The sequence below is a fragment of the Streptomyces sp. NPDC086077 genome, assembly GCF_040686175.1.
GTDB lineage: Bacteria > Actinomycetota > Actinomycetes > Streptomycetales > Streptomycetaceae > Streptomyces.
The window spans coordinates 19,965-38,995 of sequence record NZ_JBFBJT010000040.1 but is presented as its reverse complement, the minus strand read 5'-3'; the positions used below and the strand labels follow the sequence as shown (position 1 = coordinate 38,995).

The following is a 19,031-nucleotide window of genomic DNA, read 5'->3' as shown; positions in this document are numbered from 1 at the left end:
TCCGGGGAGGTCCAGGAGAACTCAGGACGCCGCGAGGTCCCTGTGGATGACCTTGGCCACGCCCTGGATGGTGGCGACGCCGTAGTTCATGGTGCTGTTGCCGTGGGTGAGCACGGTGATCATGTAGTCGTGGCCGCGGCCCTTGAAGGCGCCGACGCTGTGCACCCGCCAGCCGTACGTGGCCCGCTGCAGCCAGCCGTTCTTGACGGCGACGGAGACCCCGGACGGCACCCCGTAGGGCGTGCCCCAGCGCTGGGAGGAGACCACCTGGCCCATCAGCTTCAGGATGTAGGCGCGGGAGTTGTCGCTGAGCACCGTGTTCTTGGCGGTGACGAGCTTGAGCAGCTTCTGCTCGTCGTTGACGGTGATCCGGGTCAGACCCCAGTAGCCGTTCGCGCCGGGCTTGGTCTGCGTCATGCCGGCGGCGGTCAGGAAGCCCTTGATCTTCGTCAGGCCCAGCTGCTTCCAGAGCGTGCTGGTCGCCGCGTTGTCCGACTTGGTGATCATGGCCGTGGCGAGGGAGGTCTCGCGGGCGGTGAGATAGCGGCCGTGCTTCTTCGCGTCCCACAGCAGCGCCGCCAGCACGGTGACCTTGACGACGCTGGCCGAGTCGTAGGCGCTGGTCGACCGCAGGGTGCAGGTCGTCCTGGTGGTGCGGTCGTAGAGGCCGACCGCGACGGTGCCCTTGCGGTTCGCCAGGGCGGCGGTGATGTCCTTCTTCAGCTTGGCGGCGAGACCCGCCTTGGCGGACGTGCAGCTGACGGCGGGCGCGGGCGCGGCCACGGCGGGGGACGCGGCGGCGACGACCGATATGAGAAGTCCGGAACCGAGAGCTGCGGCGAGCGGTCTGGTACGCCGGGGTCTGCGGGTAGTCATGCCGGTTCTGACCCGCATGCCCGATCGAAGGTTGTACATACGTTCCCGTGGACATGTGTCCACGGGAACGTATTGCGCGGGGCCACGGCTCGCCCGGCGCGGGTGGAGGTGATCCGGTGGTCACGCGCTCCCCGTGCGGTGCCTCCGATTCCCTCCATGTGGTGGTGTGCGGCCCGGGCGGCCGGGCATGCCGCCGTACCGCCTCGGGACGATGACGTGACGCCCGGGCAGACCGGCCGGGGCGCACCACCGCCGTCCGAGGAGTGACATGAAGCTTCGTTCCTGGTCCGTCGCCGCCGCGCTCGCCCTGACCGCCCTCGTCCTGCCGTCCCACGGCGCGACCGCCGCCGAGGCCGCCGCGCCGCCCGCCTGCCCGGATGGGTCGGTGTGCTTCTGGAGCGGTGAGGGCTTCAGCGGCGACTACTGGGAGTGGACGGCGCGCAGCGGCTATCGGGACATGCCGCCCCGCCTGCACGACCACGTCGGCTCGGCCGTCGCGAGCACCCGCGCCTGCTTCATCAACTGGAGTCCGGTCGAGAAGCGCAACGTCTTCAACGGCGACTGGCGCTCCCGCTACCTCGGCGACTTCGGCGGCCGCATCGACGGGGTCGGCCCGGGCGCCTGCTGATCCGGCGCTAGCCGAGGTGTGTCGGCGCGAACATCCGCAGCACCGCCGGCAGCACCACCACCGACGGGCCCGGTGACGTCAGTGCCTTCGTGAGGTCGCCCTCCAAGGTCGCCGGTGTCGTGCGGATCCCCGGGACCCCGAAGGACTCCGCCAGTGCCACGTAGTCCGGGCGGGTCAGTTCCGTCGCCGTGGCCTGGCCGAAGGCATCGGTCATGTACTCGCGCAGGATGCCGTAACCGCCGTCGTCGACGATCAGCCAGGTGACGTTCAGGTCGTACTGCCGGGCCGTCGCCAGCTCGGCGATCGAGTACAGCGCGCCGCCGTCCCCCGACACCGCCAGCACCGGCCGGGTCGGGTCGGCGGCGGCCGCGCCCAGCGCCGCCGGGAAGCCGTAGCCGAGGCCGCCGGCGCCCTGGGCGGAGTGCATGGTGTTGGAGCCCTTGGGGTCGAAGGCCGACCAGGCCCAGTAGGCCAGGATCGTCATGTCCCAGAAGGACGGGGAGTCGGCGGGCAGCGCCCGGCGGACGCACGCCAGCACGTCCTGTTCCAGGGTGAGGTCCTGGGCGGCGATCCGCTCGGCGACCTTCGCGAGGACCGCACGTACGCGCTCCGGCGCCGCCGGATCCGCCCGCTCCGTCACCGTCTCCAGCAGCGCCTGCAACGCCAGTCGCGCATCCGCGTGGATGCCCAGCGCCGGGTGGTTGGACTCCAGCTTGCCGAGGTCGGCCTCGATCTGGATCACCCGGCCACGCGGCTTGAACGTGTGGTAGTTGGAGGAGAGTTCGCCGAGGCCCGAGCCGACGACGAGGAGTACGTCCGCGTCCTCCAGGAAGTCCGTGGTGTGCCGGTCCTCGATCCAGGACTGGAGCGACAGCGGGTGCGTCCAGGGGAAGGCGCCCTTGCCGCCGGGGGTCGTGACGACCGGTGCCTGGAGCGCCTCCGCCAGCTGACGGAGCTTCTTCGAGGCGTCGGCCCGGACCACTCCGCCGCCCGCGATGATCGCCGGGCGGGCCGCGTTCGAGAGCAGGTCGGCGGCCACAGCGGTGAGTTCGGGGCGCGGCGGCAGTTCCTCGGGGAAGGCGTCACCGCCCGTCACGACCGGTATCGACGTCTCGGCCAGCAGCACGTCCTGCGGGATCTCCACCCACACCGGTCCGTGCGGGGCGGTCAGGGCCGACTTCCAGGCCGCGGCGACGGCGGAGGGGATCTGGGACGGGGTGCGTACGGTGTGGACCGACTTCACCACGCCCCGGAACGAGGCTGCCTGGTCGGGCAGTTCGTGGAGGTAGCCGTGCCGCCCGCCGCCCAGGCCGGCCGTCGGGATCTGGCTGCTGATGGCCAGTACGGGCGCCGAGGCCGCCGCCGCCTCCTGAAGCGCGGCGAGGGAGGTCAGTGCCCCCGGGCCCGTCGACAGCAGCAGCGGCGCCGCCTCGCCGGTGATCCGGCCGTACGCGTCCGCCGCGAAACCGGCGTTGTTCTCCACCCGCAGGCCGACGTACCGCAGGTCCGAGCGGCGCAGCGCGTCGAACATGCCGAGCGCGTGCTGACCGGGCAGGCCGAAGACCGTCGTCGCGCCGAGCCCGGCCAGTGTCTCCACGACCAGGTCTCCGCCGTTGCGGCCGGGCGGCGGGTTCAGGGCCGCCGTGATCTGCGCGGCCGTCGGACGGAGTACCAGGTCGTGGTCGTGAGTCACTTCGCGCGCGCCTCGGCAATCTGGCGGGACATGATCGTGGTCAGTTCGTACGCCGTGTGGGAGGCCGCCACCGACGTGATCTCCGCGTGGTCGTACGCGGGGGCCACCTCGACGACGTCGGCGGACACCAGGTTGCACGATGCCAGACCGCGCAGGATCTCCAGCAGCTCGCGGGAGGTCATGCCACCGGCCTCGGGGGTGCCCGTGCCGGGCGCGTGCGCCGGGTCGAGGCAGTCGATGTCGATGGAGATGTACAGCGGACGGTCGCCGATGCGCTGGCGCAGCTGGTCGGCGACCTCGTCGGCGCCCCGGCGGTAGACGTCCGCGGAGGTGACGATGCCGAAGCCCATCTTCTCGTCGTCGGTCAGGTCCTGCTTGCCGTACAGCGGGCCGCGCGTACCGACATGGGAGAGCGCCGAGGTGTCGAGGACGCCCTCCTCCACCGCGCGGCGGAACGGCGTGCCGTGCGTGTACTCGGCGCCGAAGTACGTGTCCCACGTGTCGAGGTGGGCGTCGAAGTGCAGCAGCGCCACCGGGCCGTGCTTCTTGGCCACCGAGCGCAGCAGCGGCAGGGCGATCGTGTGGTCGCCGCCCAGCGTCATCAGGCGGGCGCCGGTGCCGAGCAGGTCGTCGGCCGCCGCCTCGACGGTCTCCACGGCCTCGTTGATGTTGAACGGGTTCACGGCGATGTCGCCGCCGTCCGCGACCTGGGCGAGGGCGAACGGGGAGGCGTCCTGCGCCGGGTTGTACGGCCGCAGCAGCCGGGACGCCTCGCGGATCGCGTTGCCGCCGAAGCGGGCGCCCGGCCGGTACGAGACGCCCGAGTCGAACGGCACGCCCACGACGGCGACGTCGGCGGTGCCGACCTCGTCGAGGCGGGGCAGCCGGGCGAAGGTCGCGGGGCCGGCGTACCGCGGGACGCGGGACGAGTCGACGGGGCCGCGGGGTGTCGGCGTCTCGTTGCTGCTCATCGGCAATTGCCTTCTCTCTCACGCTTCATCGCGTATGCACCACATATGTCACATGCGCTGCTTGCACTACTTGTCGTACGACTTTACTGGTGGGCCGGGGCCGGCTCCGACCGGGGTTCGGGCGCCCGCCCGGCGAGCCGCTCGCGCCAGGCGGCGAGTACGGCGGCGTCCGTGGCCGGGGTGGCCAGCGAGACGATCACGTACGCGGCGAGGGAGGCCGGCAGGCCGTAGTAGATGGGCTCGTTGGCGAGGATGCCGTAGCCGGCCATCAGGACGATCACGGAGATGCCGCCGACCCCGACGCCCGCGAGCGCGCCCTGGACGGTGCCGCGCTTCCACAGCAGTCCGCCGAGGATCGGGACGAGCAGACCGCCGACGAGCAGGTTGTACGCCACGGTCAGCGCCTGTACGACGTCGTTGAGCGCGATCGCCGTGAGGATCACGGCGACGCCCATGAGGAGGATGAAGACGCGGTTGCCCTTGACCTCGTCGTGCTCCTGCCCGGACGGGCGCACCAGGCCCCGCAGCCGCGACCAGATGTCGTTGTTGGCGACGGTGGCGCAGGCGATCAGGGCGCCGGAGGACGTGGACATCACGGCCGCGAGGGCGGCGGCGAGCACCAGGCCCCGCACACCGACGGGGAGTTCGTCCTTGACGATCGTCGCGAAGGCGTCGTCCGCGCTGGCCAGGTTCGGGTAGAGCACCTTGGCCGCGGTGCCGATGACGGCGCCCGCGAGCGCGTAGACCAGGCAGTAGGAGCCGGCGACCGTGCCGCCCCACTTCGCCGTCCTGTCGTTGCGGGCCGTGAAGACGCGCTGCCAGATGTCCTGACCGATCAGCATGCCGAAGGTGTAGATCAGGACGTAGGTGAAGATCGTCTCGCCGCCGATGCCCAGGGGATCGAAGTACTCCGTGGGCAGCTGGGCCTTCATCTCGCTGAAGCCGCCGGCCTTGACGACCGCGATCGGCAGCAGGAGCAGCAGCACGCCGATCGTCTTGACCACGAACTGCACCATGTCGGTCAGCGTGATCGACCACATGCCGCCCAGGGTCGAGTAGGCGACGACGATCGAGCCGCCGAGGACGATCGCGAGGGTGCGGTTCATGTCGAAGAGGACGTCGAAGATCGTGGCGTACGCGATGGTCGACGTCACCGCGAGCATGAGGGTGTACGCCCACATGACCACGCCCGAGATCACGCCCGCCCGGCCGCCGTAGCGCAGATCGAGCATCTCGGAGACGGTGTAGACCTTAAGGCGGGCTATACGGGCGGAGAAGAAGATCGACAGGGCCAGCAGGCCGAGGCCGATCGTGAAGACCATCCAGGCGCCGGAGAGGCCGTACTGGTAACCGAGGCCCACGCCGCCGATGGTGGAGGCACCGCCGAGGACGATCGCGGCCATGGTGCCGGAGTACATCGCCGGACCCAGGCGGCGGCCGGCCACCAGGAACTCGCTCTTCGACTTGGCGCGGCGCATGCCCCACCAGCCCATGGCCAGCATCCCGGCCAGATAGACGACGATCACGATGTAGTCGACGGCCATGGGGCCCTCCTTCGCGCACTCTCGGTGGCGTGTCGTGCAGATGGGAGTTGTCCGGTGTGACGGCGCGGGGACATCCGCCCGTACCCGCGGCTGCCGGTCTGGACCGACCTTAGGTGGCCGGAAAGCGACTGCGAAGTGTACGTTTCATCCATTCGTGCGGAGCAGGCTGGAGGAAACGTACACAGCATGTCCGAGACACCGGCCCTCCCTCCCACTCCCGCGGTTCCCCTCTCGGCCCTGCTGGCCAGGGAGGACCTCGCGCTGCGCCAGATCGCCGGGCCGGCCGGTCCCGGGATCGTGCTGCACGGGGCGCACACCTCGGAGATGTCCGATCCGTACCCGTATCTGCTGGGTGGCGAGTTGCTGCTCACGGCCGGGGTGCACATTCCGGAGGCGGCGGGGTCGGGCACGTACTTCGACGACTACGTCTCGCGGATCGTCGCGGCCGGCGGCGCCGCCCTCGGCTTCGGGGTGGCCCCGGTGCACGACACGGTGCCGCGCGCGCTGGTCGAGGCCTGTGAGGCGTACGGCCTGCCGCTGCTGGAGGTCCCGCCCCGGACCACCTTCTCCGGCGTCGCCCGCGCCGTCTGGCAGCTGATCGCCCGGGCCCGGCTCACCGAGCTGCGCCGGGTGACGGAGGCCCAGCAGAGCCTCGCCGCGGCCGCCGCCCGCCCGGACCCGGTGCCGTCGGTGCTGCGCCAGCTGTCCCAGCGGGTGAACGGATGGGCGGTGCTGTACGGCCCCGACGGCGCCCGGATCGCCACCGCGGGCAGACCCCCGTCGGACGAGGCACGACGGGCCTTGGAGGAACTGACGGCGGTGGTACGCCCGGGCCCCGACCGCCCACCACCCGCCGAGAGCCGGACCACTCACACGCCGCCTGCCACCCCGCGGGGCACCCCACCGCCAACCGCCGCCACCCACCCCGGGCCCCCGCGGACGGGCACGCCACCCACGACCCCACCGACCACCAGCGCCACCCACACCACTCCACCGGCCACCAGCTCTCCGCGCACGACCCCACCGGCCACGCCGCCCGCACGCCCCACCGCACCCGCCACCACCAGCCCTCCGCGCACCGCCCCACCACCGACACCCCCCTCCCGCCCCTCTCCCTCGTCCGCCGCCGACGCCGTCGGTGGTACGCATCTCTCCGCCTACGCCCTCGGGGCCGGGCAGGGGTTCGTGCTCGGGATCGCCGCCCCGCAGCGTGAACCCGCCGATCACGCGATCGCCTCCGTCGCCTCCGTGCTGCTCTCCCTCCTGACCGGCGAGCACCACAGCGGCGCGGGCGCCGCGCGCTCCTCCGCGCTGGTGCGGCTGCTGCTGGGGGCCGGGCCGGAGGCGGTGGCTCCGCTGCTCGGGGCCGAGCGGTGGCTGGTCGTGCACGCGCGGCCGGACGCGCACGCCCCCGACCCGGTCGCCGCCTCGGCGCTCGGCGCGACGCTGGGCTCGCCGCTGGTGGACCTCGCCAAGGACGTCGTACGCGTCCTGCTGCCCGCCGATCGCGAACCGGCCCCGCAACCCGGCTGGACCCTGGGCGTCAGCGCCTCCGCCGGCCCGCGGGAGTGGCCGGCCGCGGACACCCAGGCGGCCCGTGCGCTGGCCCGCGCCCGGGCCACCCGCACGGCGCTGGTACGGCACGGCGGCCGGCCCGCGCTGGTGGACCTGGTGCCGGGCGGCGAGGCGGAGGCGTACGCCCGCGCGGTGCTGGGCCCCGTGGCGGGCAACACCGCCCTCACCGACACCCTGCGCACCTGGCTGTCCCTGCACGGCAGTTGGGACCGCACCGCCGTCGCCCTGTCGGTGCACCGCAACACCGTCCGGCAGCGGATCACCCGGTGTGCCGCGCTGCTGGAGGCGGACCTGGACGATCCGGACGTGCGGATGGAGCTGTGGTTCGCGCTGCGGCAGCTGTGACCCCGGGTGAGTGACCCACGTCCCAGCGTGCGGGACGCCGGGGACGGGCCCGGGCTCGTACCGCACAATAAGAGCCATGCCGATATCCGGGACACCCAGCCGCGCCGAGCTCGTCGAGCACCTTGTGAAGACCCGTATCGCGGGCGACGTCGCCACCCCGCGAGAGAACAACCTCTCCCACTACCGCCAACTGTCGAACGGCGTCCGCAACTTCTGGCTCGGCCTGGAGCTCGGCGACCGCTGGACCGACGAGCAGGACGTGCTCGCGGTGATGGCGGAGCGGGTCGGCGTGAACGACGACGCCGAGTACCGGCACGGCCAGGACACCATCGACCCCGAACTGACGGTCGCCGCCCTGGAGCGCCTCGCGGCCCGGCTGCGCAAGGCGGCGGACAGCAGGCAGCGGGTGCTCTTCGCGACCGGCCACCCCGGCGGCCTGCTCGACGTGCACCGCGCCACGGCGGCCGCGCTGCGCGCGGCGGGCTGCGAGATCGTGGTGATCCCGGACGGGCTGCAGACGGACGAGGGTTACGTCATGCAGTTCGCGGACGTGGCGGTGCTGGAGCACGGCGCCACCCTGTGGCACACCCACTCGGGCGAACCCATGAAGGCCATCCTCACCGCCATGGAGCGTGAGGGCCGCCCGCTGCCGGACCTGGTCGTCGCCGACCACGGCTGGGCGGGTTACGCGGGCCGGCACGGCGTGGACTCGGTCGGCTACGCCGACTGCAACGACCCGGCCCTGTTCATCGCGGAGGCCGAGGGAACCGTCCAGGTGACGGTCCCCCTCGACGACCACGTGGTCAGCCCGCGCCACTACGACCCGATGACGGCGTACCTGTTGTCGGAGGCGGGGCTCAGCTAGTACGCGGGATCCGGACGACGCCTTCCTGGATCACCGTCACGGCGAGGCGGCCGTCCTGCGTGTAGATGCGGGCCTGGCCGAGGCCACGGCCGCCGTACGCCGACGGGGACTCCTGGTCGTACAGGAGCCACTCGTCGGCGCGGAACGGACGGTGGAACCACATCGCGTGGTCCAGCGAGGCCCCGACGACGTCACCGACGGCCCAGCCGCCGCGGCCGTGCGCGAGCAGCACGGAGTCGAGGAGCGTCATGTCGGAGACGTACGTCGCCAGTACGACGTGCAGCAGCGGGTCGTCGGCGAGCTTGCCGTTGGTGCGGAACCACACCTGCGAGTGCGGCTCGCGCGGCTCGCCGAACCTGCCGTACGGCGGCTCGTCGACGTAGCGCAGGTCGACGGCGGCACGCGCCTCCAGGAACTTCTCGACGACCTGCGGGGGGATGTGACCGTACCCGCGCAGCCGCTCCTCGGAGGTGGGGAGCGTCTCGGGGTCGGGTGCGGACGGCATCGAGTTCTGGTGGTCGAAGCCTTCCTCGTGCTTCTGGAAGGACGCGGAGAGCGCGAAGATCGGCTGCCCGTGCTGGACCGCCACGACCCGGCGGGCGGTGAAGGAGCGGCCGTCGTTCATCCGGTCGACGGTGTAGACGATCGGCGCGCCCGGGTCGCCGGTGCGCAGGAAGTACGCGTGCAGGGAGTGCGGGTGCCGGTCTTCGGGGACCGTACGCCCGGCGGCGACGAGCGCCTGGGCCGCGACCTGTCCGCCGAAGACGCGCGGGACGACGGCGGACCGGGACTGGCCGCGGAAGATGTTCTCCTCGATCTGCTCCAGGTCGAGCAGATCGAGGAGACCCTGTAGTGCCTGGTTCATGGCACCTTTTCTACTGGCCGGTAATTGCGGGAACCTTACAGGCCCATGTCCTTCGCGATGATCGACTTCATGATCTCGCTGGTCCCGCCGTAGATGCGGTTCACGCGGTTGTCCGCGTACAGGCGGGCGATCGGGTATTCGTTCATGTATCCGTAGCCGCCGTGCAGCTGGAGGCAGCGGTCGATCACGCGGTGCGCGACCTCGGTGCAGAACAGCTTGGCGGAGGCGGCCTCGGCGGGGGTCAGCTCACCGGCGTCCAGGGCCTCCGTGGCGCGGTCGGCCACGGCCTCGGCGGCGTCCACCTCGGCCTGGCAGGCGGCCAGCTCGAACTTGGTGTTCTGGAAGTGGGCGACGGGCTTGCCGAAGACCGTGCGGTCCTGCACGTACTGCTTGGCGAACCGGACGGCGGCCTTGGCCTGCGCGTAGGCGCCGAAGGCGATGCCCCAGCGCTCGGACGCGAGGTTGTGGCCGAGGTAGGAGAAGCCCTTGTTCTCCTCGCCGAGCAGGTCCTCGACGGGGACCTTGACGTCGACGAAGGCCAGCTCTGCCGTGTCGGAGGTGCGCAGACCCAGCTTGTCCAGCTTGCGGCCGACCGAGTAGCCCTCGGACTTGGTGTCGACGGCGAAGAGGGAGATGCCGAAGCGGCGGTCCTCGGCGGTCGGGGCGGAGGTCCGGGCGCAGACGATGACCTTGTCGGCGTGCACACCGCCGGTGATGAAGGTCTTGGCGCCGTTGAGGACGTAGTGGGTGCCGTCCTCGGAGAGCTTGGCGGTGGTCTTCATGCCCGCGAGGTCGGAGCCGGTGCCCGGCTCGGTCATCGCGATGGCCCACATCTCCTCGCCGGTGACGAACTTCGGCAGGTAGCGCTTCTTCTGCTCGTCCGTGGCCAGCATCTTGATGTAGGGCAGGGCGAGCAGCACGTGCACGCCGGAACCGCCGAACTGGACGCCCGCGCGGGCGGTCTCCTCGTACAGGACGGCCTCGAACTTGTGGCTGTCCATGCCCGCGCCGCCGAACTCCTCGGGCACGTTGATGCCGAAGATGCCCAGCTCACCCAGCTTGTGGTAGAACTCGCGCGGCGCCTGGCCGGCGGCGAACCACTCGTCGTAGACGGGCACCACCTCGGCCTCGATGAAGGCGCGCAGGGTCTCCCGGAACGCCTCGTGATCCTCGTTGAACACCGTACGGCGCACGCCGCCACCTCCACCGTCACATGTCTAAGCGCTTGCTCACTCAACCGTACCGGCGAGTACGAACCGCCGACAAGACCGGGCGGTGCGTAACGCTCGTCACGCCCGCGGCTCAGCCGGCGGGCCACCACCGGGGCGCGGCCCAGGCCAGCGCGTAGCCGAAGCCGTTGACCGCCCAGTGCAGGGCCGCGGGCGCGAGCAGGCTGCCGGACCGGCGGCGCAGCTCGCACAGCACCACACCGGCGGCGGCCGTGACGGCGACGGCCACCGCCACCGTCACCGCCACGTCCGCCGGGCCCCCGCCGAACGCGGCCCCCACGGCGGCGTTGGAGCGGTTGAGGCCACGGGAGGGCAGCACATGCCACAGGCCGAACAGGAGCGAGGAGGCGGCAGTCGCCCACGCCGTGCCCCACCGGCGCCGGACCATGGCCCACAGCACTCCGCGGAAGGCGGTCTCCTCCAGCAGCACGGTGCCGACAGGCACGCGCACGAGGACGCTCCCCAGCAGTTGCCCGCCGGTCAGGCCGGCGGCGCGGGCGTCCTGGAACACCTCCCGGCCGGCCGGGACGGCGAGCAGGAGCAGGTAGCCGGCGAGGACCGCGCCGGCCAGGAAGGGCGCCCACCGCGCCCCCCGGCGCAGCCCCGCCGCGTCGATCCCCAGATCGGCCCGGGTCAGCCCGTCCCGGCGGGCGATCAGCAGCAGGACGGCCGTCGCGACGACGCACGTCAGGACGTACGCGAGGGGGCCGCGCGCGAACCGGTTGTTGACCAGGTTCGCGACGGCCAGGACGGCGACGACACAGACGACCCGCACCCTGCCTCCAGCAGTCCGGCAACACCCTCGGGGGCACTCCCGGCGGAGCGCCTACGCCGACGCGAACGCCCCCCTGGCCATCCGGTGCAGCAGCTCCGCCGTGGCCTCGCGTCCCGGGAGCGAGCCCGGGCGGCCCAGGTGCGGGGTCGAGTTCAGCAGGCCGAAGACCGAGTGGACGGCGGAGCGGGCCGTCGGCTCGGGCAGTTCCGGGTAGACCTCGCGGACCACCTCCACCCACAGCTCGACGTACTGGCGCTGGAGCTGGCGCACCATCTTGCGGTCGCTGTCGCGCAGCCGGTCCAGCTCACGGTCGTGCAGCGTGATGAGCGGGCGGTCGTCGAGCGCGAAGTCGATGTGCCCCTCGATGAGCGAGTCGAGGAGCGCCTCGGGGTCCCCGTCCGCCTCCGCCACCCGGCGCTTCCCGCCGGTCAGGAGCTGACCGCTGATCCCCACCAGCAGTTCGGCGAGCATCGCGTCCTTGCCCGGGAAGTGGCGGTAGAGACCGGGGCCGCTGATGCCCACCGCGGCGCCTATCTCGTCCACCCCCACGCCGTGGAAGCCCCGCTCGGCGAAGAGCCGCGCGGCCTCCTTGAGGATCTGTTCGCGGCGGGTCGGGGCGTCGGTTCGCGTGGCCATGGAACCAATTCTAGACAGGGAGGTTAGCGGTCGTTAACCTGAAGGAAATGCGTTAACGCTCATTAACAAGGTGAGGGGACCGCAAGGATGGACCAGGCACCGGAGCTGCACGGCGCGGCGGATCCCGCGTCGGCGGCCTGGCGGGTCAACGAGGCAGCGCACCTCGCACTCGTGGAGGAGCTGCGCGGCAAGCTCGCCGCCGCTCGGCTCGGCGGGGGCGAGAAGGCACGCGCCCGGCACACCGCGCGCGGCAAGCTGCTGCCGCGCGACCGGGTCGACACCCTTCTCGACCCCGGCTCGCCCTTCCTGGAGCTGGCCCCGCTCGCCGCCGACGGGATGTACGACGGCCAGGCCCCGGCCGCCGGCGTCGTCGCCGGCATCGGGCGGGTCGGCGGCCGGGAGTGCGTCGTCGTCGCCAACGACGCCACCGTCAAGGGCGGGACGTACTACCCGATGACGGTGAAGAAGCATCTGCGCGCGCAGGAAGTGGCCCTGGAGAACCGGCTGCCCTGCCTCTACCTCGTGGACTCCGGCGGCGCCTTCCTGCCCATGCAGGACGAGGTCTTCCCGGACCGCGAGCACTTCGGCCGGATCTTCTACAACCAGGCCCGGATGTCCGCCGCCCGGATCCCCCAGATCGCCGCCGTCCTCGGCTCCTGCACCGCCGGCGGGGCATACGTCCCGGCGATGAGCGACGAGGCCGTCATCGTCCGGAACCAGGGCACGATCTTCCTCGGTGGCCCTCCGCTGGTGAAGGCCGCCACCGGCGAGGTCGTCACCGCCGAGGAGCTCGGCGGCGGCGAGGTGCACTCCCGCGTCTCCGGCGTCACCGACCACCTCGCGGAGGACGACGCCCACGCCCTGCGGATCGTGCGGAACATCGTCGCCACCCTCCCCGCGCGCGGGCCGCTGCCCTGGGAGGTGAAGCCGGTGGTCGAGCCCAAGGCCGACCCGTACGGGCTGTACGGAGCCGTGCCCGTCGACTCCCGCACCCCCTACGACGTCCGCGAGGTCATCGCGCGCGTGGTCGACGGTTCCCGGTTCGCCGAGTTCAAGGCCGAGTTCGGGCAGACCCTCGTCACCGGCTTCGCCCGGATCCACGGCCACCCGGTCGGCATCGTCGCCAACAACGGCATCCTCTTCTCGGAGTCCGCCCAGAAGGGCGCCCACTTCATCGAGCTGTGCGACCAGCGCGGCATCCCTCTGCTGTTCCTGCAGAACATCTCGGGCTTCATGGTCGGCAAGGACTACGAGGCCGGCGGCATCGCCAAGCACGGGGCGAAGATGGTCACCGCCGTCGCCACCACACGGGTCCCGAAACTGACGGTCGTGGTCGGCGGATCGTACGGCGCGGGCAACTACTCGATGTGCGGCCGGGCGTACTCGCCCCGCTTCCTGTGGATGTGGCCCAACGCCAAGATCTCCGTCATGGGCGGCGAACAGGCCGCCTCGGTCCTCGCCACCGTCAAGCGGGACCAGCTGGAGGGCCGCGGCGAGGCCTGGCCGACCGAGGACGAAGAGGCCTTCAAGGCGCCGATCCGCGAGCAGTACGACCGCCAGGGCAATGCCTACTACGCGACGGCCCGCCTCTGGGACGACGGGGTGATCGACCCCTTGGAGACCCGTCAGGTGGTCGGCCTGGCCCTGACCGCGTGCGCCAACGCGCCTCTGGGTGACCCCCAGTTCGGCGTCTTCCGGATGTGAGGGGACCGATGTTCGACACCGTTCTTGTGGCCAACCGCGGCGAGATCGCGGTCCGGGTCATCCGTACGCTCCGCTCGCTGGGCGTGCGCTCGGTCGCCGTCTTCTCCGACGCCGACGCCGACGCCCGGCACGTGCGCGAGGCCGACACGGCGGTACGGATCGGGCCGGCGCCGGCCGTCGAGAGCTACCTGTCCGTGGAGCGCATCCTGGAGGCGGCGGCCACGGCGAAGGCCCAGGCCGTCCACCCGGGGTACGGCTTCCTCGCCGAGAACGCCGCCTTCGCGCGCGCCTGCGCCGACGCCGGACTGGTCTTCATCGGGCCGTCGGCCGACGCCATCGCCCTGATGGGCGACAAGATCCGCGCCAAGGAGACCGTCGCGGCGGCCGGCGTCCCGGTCGTCCCCGGCGGCCGCGACCCCGAACTCGCGCGGGCCGCGCGGGAGCTGGGCGCCCCCGTGCTGCTCAAGCCGTCCGCGGGCGGCGGCGGCAAGGGCATGCGCCTGGTGCGGGACCTCGGCCTGCTCGACGACGAGATCGCCGCCGCCCGGCGCGAGGCCGCCGCCTCCTTCGGCGACGACACCCTCCTCGTGGAGCGGTGGATCGACCGGCCCCGCCACATCGAGATCCAGGTCCTGGCCGACGGCCACGGGGGCGTCGTCCACCTCGGCGAGCGCGAGTGCTCCCTCCAGCGGCGCCACCAGAAGGTCGTCGAGGAGGCGCCGAGCGTGCTCCTGGACGAGGCCACCCGCGCGGCGATGGGCGAGGCGGCGGTGCAGGCGGCCCGCTCCTGCGGGTACGTCGGGGCGGGCACGGTCGAGTTCATCGTCCCCGGCGGCGACCCGGACGCGTACTGCTTCATGGAGATGAACACCCGCCTCCAGGTGGAGCACCCCGTCACCGAGCTGATCACCGGGCTCGACCTGGTGGAGTGGCAGCTGCGGATCGCGGCGGGCGAGCGCCTCGCCTTCACGCAGGACGACATCACCCTCACCGGCCACGCGGTCGAGGCCCGCGTCTGCGCCGAGGACCCGACCCGGGGCTTCTTGCCCTCCGGCGGCACGGTCCTCGCCCTGCACGAGCCGCAGGGCGACGGCGTCCGCACCGACTCAGGCCTCAGCGAGGGCACGGAGGTCGGCAGCCTGTACGACCCGATGCTGTCGAAGGTCATCGCCTACGGCCCCGACCGCGCCACCGCCCTGCGCAAGCTTCGGGCCGCCCTCGCCGGGACGGTCGTCCTGGGCGTGCCGACGAACGTCGGGTTCCTGCGGCGGCTGCTCGCCCATCCGGCGGTCGCCGAGGGCGACCTGGACACCGGGCTGGTCGAGCGGGAGGTGGCGGGCCTCGTGACGGACGAGGTCCCGGACGACGTCTACGCGGCGGCGGCGCTGCTGCGCCACGGCGCGCTGTCCCCCGCGCCCGGCGCCGGCTGGGTCGATCCGTTCTCCGTCCCACAGGGCTGGCGCCTGGGCGGCGAGCGGGCCTGGACGGCGCACCACCTGCGGGTGCCGGGGCACGACCCGGTGACCGTACGCCTGCGCGGCGCGGCGGACGGCGGGTTCGAGCTGCTGCTCGACGGCGCCGGGACCCCGGTCCCGGTGTCCGCGGGCCCGGCCCCCGCCGGACCCGGGTCCCCGTTCACGCTCCGGCAGGGCGGCGTCGCCCACACCTTCGCCGCCCTGCCCGACGGCACCTGGCTCGGCCGCGACGGCGACGCCTGGCAGGTGCGCGACCACGACCCGGTCGAGGCGTCCCTCTCCCGCACCGCCCATACCGGTGCCGACTCGCTGACCGCGCCCATGCCGGGCACAGTGACGGTGGTGAAGGTCGCGGTGGGTGACGCGGTCGAGGCCGGTCAGAGCCTGCTGGTGGTGGAGGCGATGAAGATGGAGCACGTCATCTCCGCCCCGCACGCCGGGACGGTCGCCGAGCTGGACGTGGCCCCGGGGACGACCGTCGCCATGGACCAGGTCCTCGCCGTCATCACGCCGACCGAGGAGGAACCGGCATGAGCACCCCCGACCCCGCCCTCCCCATGGTCGTACCGGCCCCGGGCCTGCCCGTTCGGATCCGGATCCACGAGGTCGGCCCCCGCGACGGCCTGCAGAACGAGAAGACGCAGGTCCCGACGGAGGTCAAGGCGGAGTTCATCCGCCGGCTGGCCGAGGCGGGTCTGACGACGATCGAGGCCACCAGCTTCGTCCACCCCAAGTGGGTGCCCCAACTGGCGGACGCGGAGGAGTTGTTCCCGCTCGTGCGGGACGTGCCGGTGGCCCTGCCGGTGCTCGTCCCCAACGACCGGGGGCTGGACCGGGCGCTGGCCCTGGGCGCCACCCGCGTCGCCGTCTTCGCCAGCGCCACCGAGTCCTTCGCGAAGGCCAACCTCAACCGCACGGTCGACGAGGCGCTGGCCATGTTCGACCCGGTGGTCTCCCGCGCGAAGGCCGAGGGGCTCCGTGTCCGCGGCTATCTGTCGATGTGCTTCGGCGACCCCTGGGAAGGTCCGGTGCCGGTGCAGCAGGTCGTGCGGGTCTGCAAGGCGCTGCTGGACATGGGCTGCGACGAGCTGAGCCTGGGCGACACGATCGGCGTGGCGACCCCGGGCCACGTCGGCGACCTCCTCTCCGCGCTGAACGCCGACCGGATTCCGACCCCCGCCCTCGGCGTGCACTTCCACGACACCTACGGCCAGGCACTGGCCAACACCCTCGCCGCGCTCCAGCACGGCGTCACGACGGTCGACGCCTCGGCGGGCGGTCTCGGCGGCTGCCCGTACGCCAAGAGCGCCACCGGCAACCTCGCCACCGAGGACCTCGTGTGGATGCTGCACGGCCTCGGCATCGACACCGGCGTCGATCTCGGCCGTCTCACCGCCACCAGCGTGTGGATGGCCGGCCGACTGGGCCGACCCAGCCCGTCCCGCACCGTAAGAGCCCTCTCCCACCAGGAGCAGTGACGCATCATGGACCACCGCCTCAGTCCCGAGCTGGAGGAACTCCGCCGCACGGTGGAGGAGTTCGCGCACGAGGTCGTCGCCCCCAAGATCGGCGACTACTACGAGCGGCACGAGTTCCCGTACGAGATCGTCCGCGAGATGGGCAGGATGGGCCTGTTCGGGCTGCCGTTCCCGGAGGAGTACGGCGGCATGGGCGGTGACTACCTCGCCCTGGGCATCGCCCTGGAGGAACTGGCCCGCGTCGACTCCTCGGTGGCCATCACCCTGGAGGCGGGCGTCTCGCTGGGTGCCATGCCGATCCATCTGTTCGGCACCGAGGAGCAGAAGCGTGAATGGCTGCCCCGGCTGTGCTCCGGCGAGATCCTCGGCGCCTTCGGCCTGACCGAGCCCGACGGCGGTTCGGACGCGGGCGCGACCCGCACGACGGCCCGGCGCGACGCGGAGACCGGCGAGTGGGTGATCAACGGCACCAAGTGCTTCATCACCAACTCGGGCACGGACATCACCAGCCTGGTGACGGTGACGGCCGTGACGGGCCGCAAGCCGGACGGCAGGCCGCAGATCTCTTCGATCATCGTCCCGTCCGGCACGCCGGGCTTCACGGTGGCACCCCAGTACTCCAAGGTCGGCTGGAACGCCTCCGACACCCGGGAGCTGTCCTTCGACGACGTCCGGGTCCCGGCGGCGAACCTGCTGGGCCAGGAGGGCCGCGGGTACGCCCAGTTCCTGCGCATCCTCGACGAGGGCCGGGTCGCCATCGCGGCGCTCGCCACCGGCCTGGCGCAGGGCTGTGTGGACGAGTCGGTGAAGTACGCGAAGGAACGTCACGCCTTCGGCCGGCCGATCGGCGCGAACCAGGCCATCCAGTTCAAGGTCGCCGACATGGAGATGAAGGCCCACACGGCCCGCCTGGCGTGGCGGGACGCCGCCTCCCGGCTGGTGGCGGGCGAGCCCTTCAAGAAGGAGGCGGCCCTGGCGAAGCTGTACTCCTCCACCATCGCGGTGGACAACGCCCGTGACGCCACCCAGATCCACGGCGGGTACGGCTTCATGAACGAGTACCCGGTGGCCCGGATGTGGCGGGACTCGAAGATCCTGGAGATCGGCGAGGGCACCAGCGAGGTGCAACGGATGCTGATCGCCCGCGAGTTGGGGCTCGTGGGCTGAGCCACCGCCCGCCCGGCCGACGGACGGCGGCGCCCCCGGAGGGCCCACCCCTGGACAAGTTCTGAGGTTAGGCTAACCTACCTTCGAATTGTCCGGCGGGCCCTCCGCCCTGTTCGAAAGCAGCCATTCCCATGTCCAACGCCCGTGCCACCCACCTCACCCGTCGCGGCATCCTCGCCGCCGGCGGTGCCCTCGGCCTCGGTGTCGTGCTCGCCGCCTGCGGCGACGAAGACACGAACAGCGGCGGCCCGGACGCGAAGACCTCCGCCAAGGCCTCCGGCCCCTGGTCGTTCAAGGACGACCGCGGCGAGACGGTGAAGCTGGACCAGGCCCCGGCGAACATCGCCGCCTTCGTGGGCGTCGCCGCCGCCCTGTACGACTACGGCATCGAGGTCAAGGGCGTCTTCGGCCCGACCAGGACGAAGGACGGCAAGGCCGACGTCCAGGCCGGCGACATGGACGTCAGCAAGCTGACCGTCTTCGGCAACGTCTGGGACCAGTTCAACGTCGAGCAGTACGCCGCCTTCCAGCCGGACGTGCTGATCTCCACCACCTTCGACAGCGCGGGCACCCTGTGGTACGTCCCCGAGGCGTCCAAGGACAAGATCGCCAAGCTCGCGCCGAGCGCCGCCATCTCCGTCTACGACCGTCAGCTGACCGCGCCGCTGCAGCGCATGTGGGAGCTCGCGGAGTCGCTCGGCGCGGACATGAAGGCCGACGGGGCCGTGAAGGCCAAGCAGGAGTTCGAGGCGGCCGCCGAGCGGCTGCGCAAGGCCGCCAAGTCCCGGCCCGAGATCAAGGTGCTGGCCGGCTCCGCGAGCCAGGAGATCTTCTACGTCTCCGGCACCAACCTCTCCATCGACCTGGAGTACTTCAAGGCGCTCGGCGTGAACTTCGTCGAGCCGCCGGAGAAGGCCAAGTCCGAGGGTGGCGGCTGGTTCGAGTCGCTGAGCTGGGAGAATGTCGACAAGTACCCGGCCGACATCATCATGATGGACGACCGTTCCTCGACGATCCAGCCGGCCGACATCGCCGAGGGCACCTGGAAGAAGCTGCCCGCGGTGAAGGCGGGCCAGGTCATCGCGCGTTCGCCCGAGCCGATCCTGTCGTACGCGAAGTGCACGCCGCTGCTGGTCGATCTGGCCGAGGCCATCGAGAAGGCCAAGAAGGTCAGCTGACACCCGCGCCCTTTCCCTGAGTCCGCA

General features: G+C 71.9%; 16 protein-coding genes. 8 read left to right on the top strand and 8 right to left on the bottom strand.

The genetic code is table 11. The features are described 5' to 3' along the window. Positions 1-21: 21 nt before the first annotated feature. Positions 22-876, bottom strand: a complete 855-nt coding sequence (locus AB0O67_RS14470; protein ID WP_365449755.1) for a serine hydrolase — start codon at positions 874-876, stop codon at positions 22-24. Between the two features lie 268 nt (positions 877-1,144). Between AB0O67_RS14470 and AB0O67_RS14465 the strand changes: the two genes are divergently transcribed. Continuing rightward, entirely contained in the window at positions 1,145-1,504 is a 360-nt protein-coding gene (locus AB0O67_RS14465; RefSeq protein ID WP_365449754.1) for a peptidase inhibitor family I36 protein, read from the top strand. 7 nt (positions 1,505-1,511) lie between these two features. Here the strand turns inward: AB0O67_RS14465 and AB0O67_RS14460 are convergent, their stop codons facing one another. The 3 genes from AB0O67_RS14460 to AB0O67_RS14450 form a co-directional block, all read right to left on the bottom strand. Continuing rightward, positions 1,512-3,197, bottom strand: a complete 1,686-nt coding sequence (locus AB0O67_RS14460; RefSeq protein WP_365449752.1) for a thiamine pyrophosphate-binding protein — start codon at positions 3,195-3,197, stop codon at positions 1,512-1,514. Further along, the gene (speB, locus tag AB0O67_RS14455; RefSeq protein ID WP_365449750.1) at positions 3,194-4,168 is read right to left on the bottom strand and encodes an agmatinase; all 975 of its coding nucleotides are present in this window, start codon (positions 4,166-4,168) and stop codon (positions 3,194-3,196) included. The genes AB0O67_RS14460 and speB overlap by 4 nt, the downstream gene beginning before the upstream one ends. 83 nt (positions 4,169-4,251) lie before the next feature. Then, positions 4,252-5,712, bottom strand: coding sequence for a sodium:solute symporter (locus AB0O67_RS14450; protein ID WP_365449748.1), 1,461 nt, complete (start codon positions 5,710-5,712; stop codon positions 4,252-4,254). A 186-nt stretch (positions 5,713-5,898) separates the two neighbouring features. Between AB0O67_RS14450 and AB0O67_RS14445 the strand changes: the two genes are divergently transcribed. Together AB0O67_RS14445 and AB0O67_RS14440 are read left to right on the top strand one after the other, a co-directional pair. Next, the gene (locus AB0O67_RS14445) at positions 5,899-7,632 is read left to right on the top strand and encodes a helix-turn-helix domain-containing protein (RefSeq protein ID WP_365449746.1); all 1,734 of its coding nucleotides are present in this window, start codon (positions 5,899-5,901) and stop codon (positions 7,630-7,632) included. Positions 7,633-7,708: 76 nt separating this feature from the next. Continuing rightward, positions 7,709-8,497 (top strand): phosphatase, encoded by a 789-nt coding sequence (locus AB0O67_RS14440; protein WP_365449744.1) that lies wholly within the window; start codon positions 7,709-7,711, stop codon positions 8,495-8,497. Here AB0O67_RS14440 and tesB read toward each other — a convergent pair. The 4 genes from tesB to AB0O67_RS14420 form a co-directional block, all read right to left on the bottom strand. After that, the gene (gene tesB, locus AB0O67_RS14435) at positions 8,490-9,362 is read right to left on the bottom strand and encodes an acyl-CoA thioesterase II (protein WP_365449742.1); all 873 of its coding nucleotides are present in this window, start codon (positions 9,360-9,362) and stop codon (positions 8,490-8,492) included. The two genes, AB0O67_RS14440 and tesB, sit on opposite strands and share 8 nt — an antisense overlap. Positions 9,363-9,397: 35 nt before the next feature. Further along, a complete protein-coding gene (locus AB0O67_RS14430; RefSeq protein WP_365449740.1) occupies positions 9,398-10,555 on the bottom strand; it encodes an acyl-CoA dehydrogenase family protein in 1,158 nt (385 codons plus the stop codon). Between the two features lie 109 nt (positions 10,556-10,664). After that, positions 10,665-11,366 (bottom strand): CPBP family intramembrane glutamic endopeptidase, encoded by a 702-nt coding sequence (locus AB0O67_RS14425; protein ID WP_365449738.1) that lies wholly within the window; start codon positions 11,364-11,366, stop codon positions 10,665-10,667. 51 nt (positions 11,367-11,417) lie between these two features. Further along, positions 11,418-12,002, bottom strand: coding sequence for a TetR/AcrR family transcriptional regulator (locus AB0O67_RS14420; RefSeq protein WP_365449736.1), 585 nt, complete (start codon positions 12,000-12,002; stop codon positions 11,418-11,420). Positions 12,003-12,089: 87 nt separating this feature from the next. On the opposite strand from AB0O67_RS14420, the gene AB0O67_RS14415 reads away from it, so the two are divergent. From AB0O67_RS14415 to AB0O67_RS14395, 5 genes are all read left to right on the top strand, one after another. Then, on the top strand, positions 12,090-13,706 hold the full coding sequence (locus AB0O67_RS14415; RefSeq protein WP_365449734.1) for a carboxyl transferase domain-containing protein: 1,617 nt from the start codon (positions 12,090-12,092) through the stop codon (positions 13,704-13,706). 8 nt (positions 13,707-13,714) lie between these two features. After that, positions 13,715-15,715 carry a biotin carboxylase N-terminal domain-containing protein gene (locus AB0O67_RS14410; RefSeq protein ID WP_365449732.1) on the top strand — a complete coding sequence of 667 codons (2,001 nt, stop codon included), beginning with the start codon at positions 13,715-13,717 and terminating at the stop codon, positions 15,713-15,715. Next, positions 15,712-16,659 carry a hydroxymethylglutaryl-CoA lyase gene (locus tag AB0O67_RS14405; protein ID WP_365449730.1) on the top strand — a complete coding sequence of 316 codons (948 nt, stop codon included), beginning with the start codon at positions 15,712-15,714 and terminating at the stop codon, positions 16,657-16,659. The genes AB0O67_RS14410 and AB0O67_RS14405 overlap by 4 nt, the downstream gene beginning before the upstream one ends. Before the next feature lie 6 nt (positions 16,660-16,665). Next, on the top strand, positions 16,666-17,826 hold the full coding sequence (locus AB0O67_RS14400) for an acyl-CoA dehydrogenase family protein (RefSeq protein WP_365449728.1): 1,161 nt from the start codon (positions 16,666-16,668) through the stop codon (positions 17,824-17,826). A gap of 131 nt (positions 17,827-17,957) precedes the next feature. After that, positions 17,958-19,004 carry an ABC transporter substrate-binding protein gene (locus AB0O67_RS14395; protein ID WP_365449726.1) on the top strand — a complete coding sequence of 349 codons (1,047 nt, stop codon included), beginning with the start codon at positions 17,958-17,960 and terminating at the stop codon, positions 19,002-19,004. Positions 19,005-19,031: the final 27 nt, after the last annotated feature.

Excerpts from the sequence above, each read along its gene's own strand:
- AB0O67_RS14470 (WP_365449755.1), bottom strand. The coding sequence starts at position 876 with ATGACTACCCGCAGACCCCGGCGTACCAGACCGCTCGCCGCAGCTCTC.
- AB0O67_RS14465 (WP_365449754.1), top strand. The coding sequence starts at position 1,145 with ATGAAGCTTCGTTCCTGGTCCGTCGCCGCCGCGCTCGCCCTGACCGCC.
- speB (WP_365449750.1), bottom strand. The coding sequence starts at position 4,168 with ATGAGCAGCAACGAGACGCCGACACCCCGCGGCCCCGTCGACTCGTCC.
- AB0O67_RS14450 (WP_365449748.1), bottom strand. The coding sequence starts at position 5,712 with ATGGCCGTCGACTACATCGTGATCGTCGTCTATCTGGCCGGGATGCTG.
- AB0O67_RS14445 (WP_365449746.1), top strand. The coding sequence starts at position 5,899 with ATGTCCGAGACACCGGCCCTCCCTCCCACTCCCGCGGTTCCCCTCTCG.
- AB0O67_RS14440 (WP_365449744.1), top strand. The coding sequence starts at position 7,709 with ATGCCGATATCCGGGACACCCAGCCGCGCCGAGCTCGTCGAGCACCTT.
- tesB (WP_365449742.1), bottom strand. The coding sequence starts at position 9,362 with ATGAACCAGGCACTACAGGGTCTCCTCGATCTGCTCGACCTGGAGCAG.
- AB0O67_RS14420 (WP_365449736.1), bottom strand. The coding sequence starts at position 12,002 with ATGGCCACGCGAACCGACGCCCCGACCCGCCGCGAACAGATCCTCAAG.
- AB0O67_RS14415 (WP_365449734.1), top strand. The coding sequence starts at position 12,090 with ATGGACCAGGCACCGGAGCTGCACGGCGCGGCGGATCCCGCGTCGGCG.
- AB0O67_RS14410 (WP_365449732.1), top strand. The coding sequence starts at position 13,715 with ATGTTCGACACCGTTCTTGTGGCCAACCGCGGCGAGATCGCGGTCCGG.
- AB0O67_RS14405 (WP_365449730.1), top strand. The coding sequence starts at position 15,712 with ATGAGCACCCCCGACCCCGCCCTCCCCATGGTCGTACCGGCCCCGGGC.
- AB0O67_RS14400 (WP_365449728.1), top strand. The coding sequence starts at position 16,666 with ATGGACCACCGCCTCAGTCCCGAGCTGGAGGAACTCCGCCGCACGGTG.
- AB0O67_RS14395 (WP_365449726.1), top strand. The coding sequence starts at position 17,958 with ATGTCCAACGCCCGTGCCACCCACCTCACCCGTCGCGGCATCCTCGCC.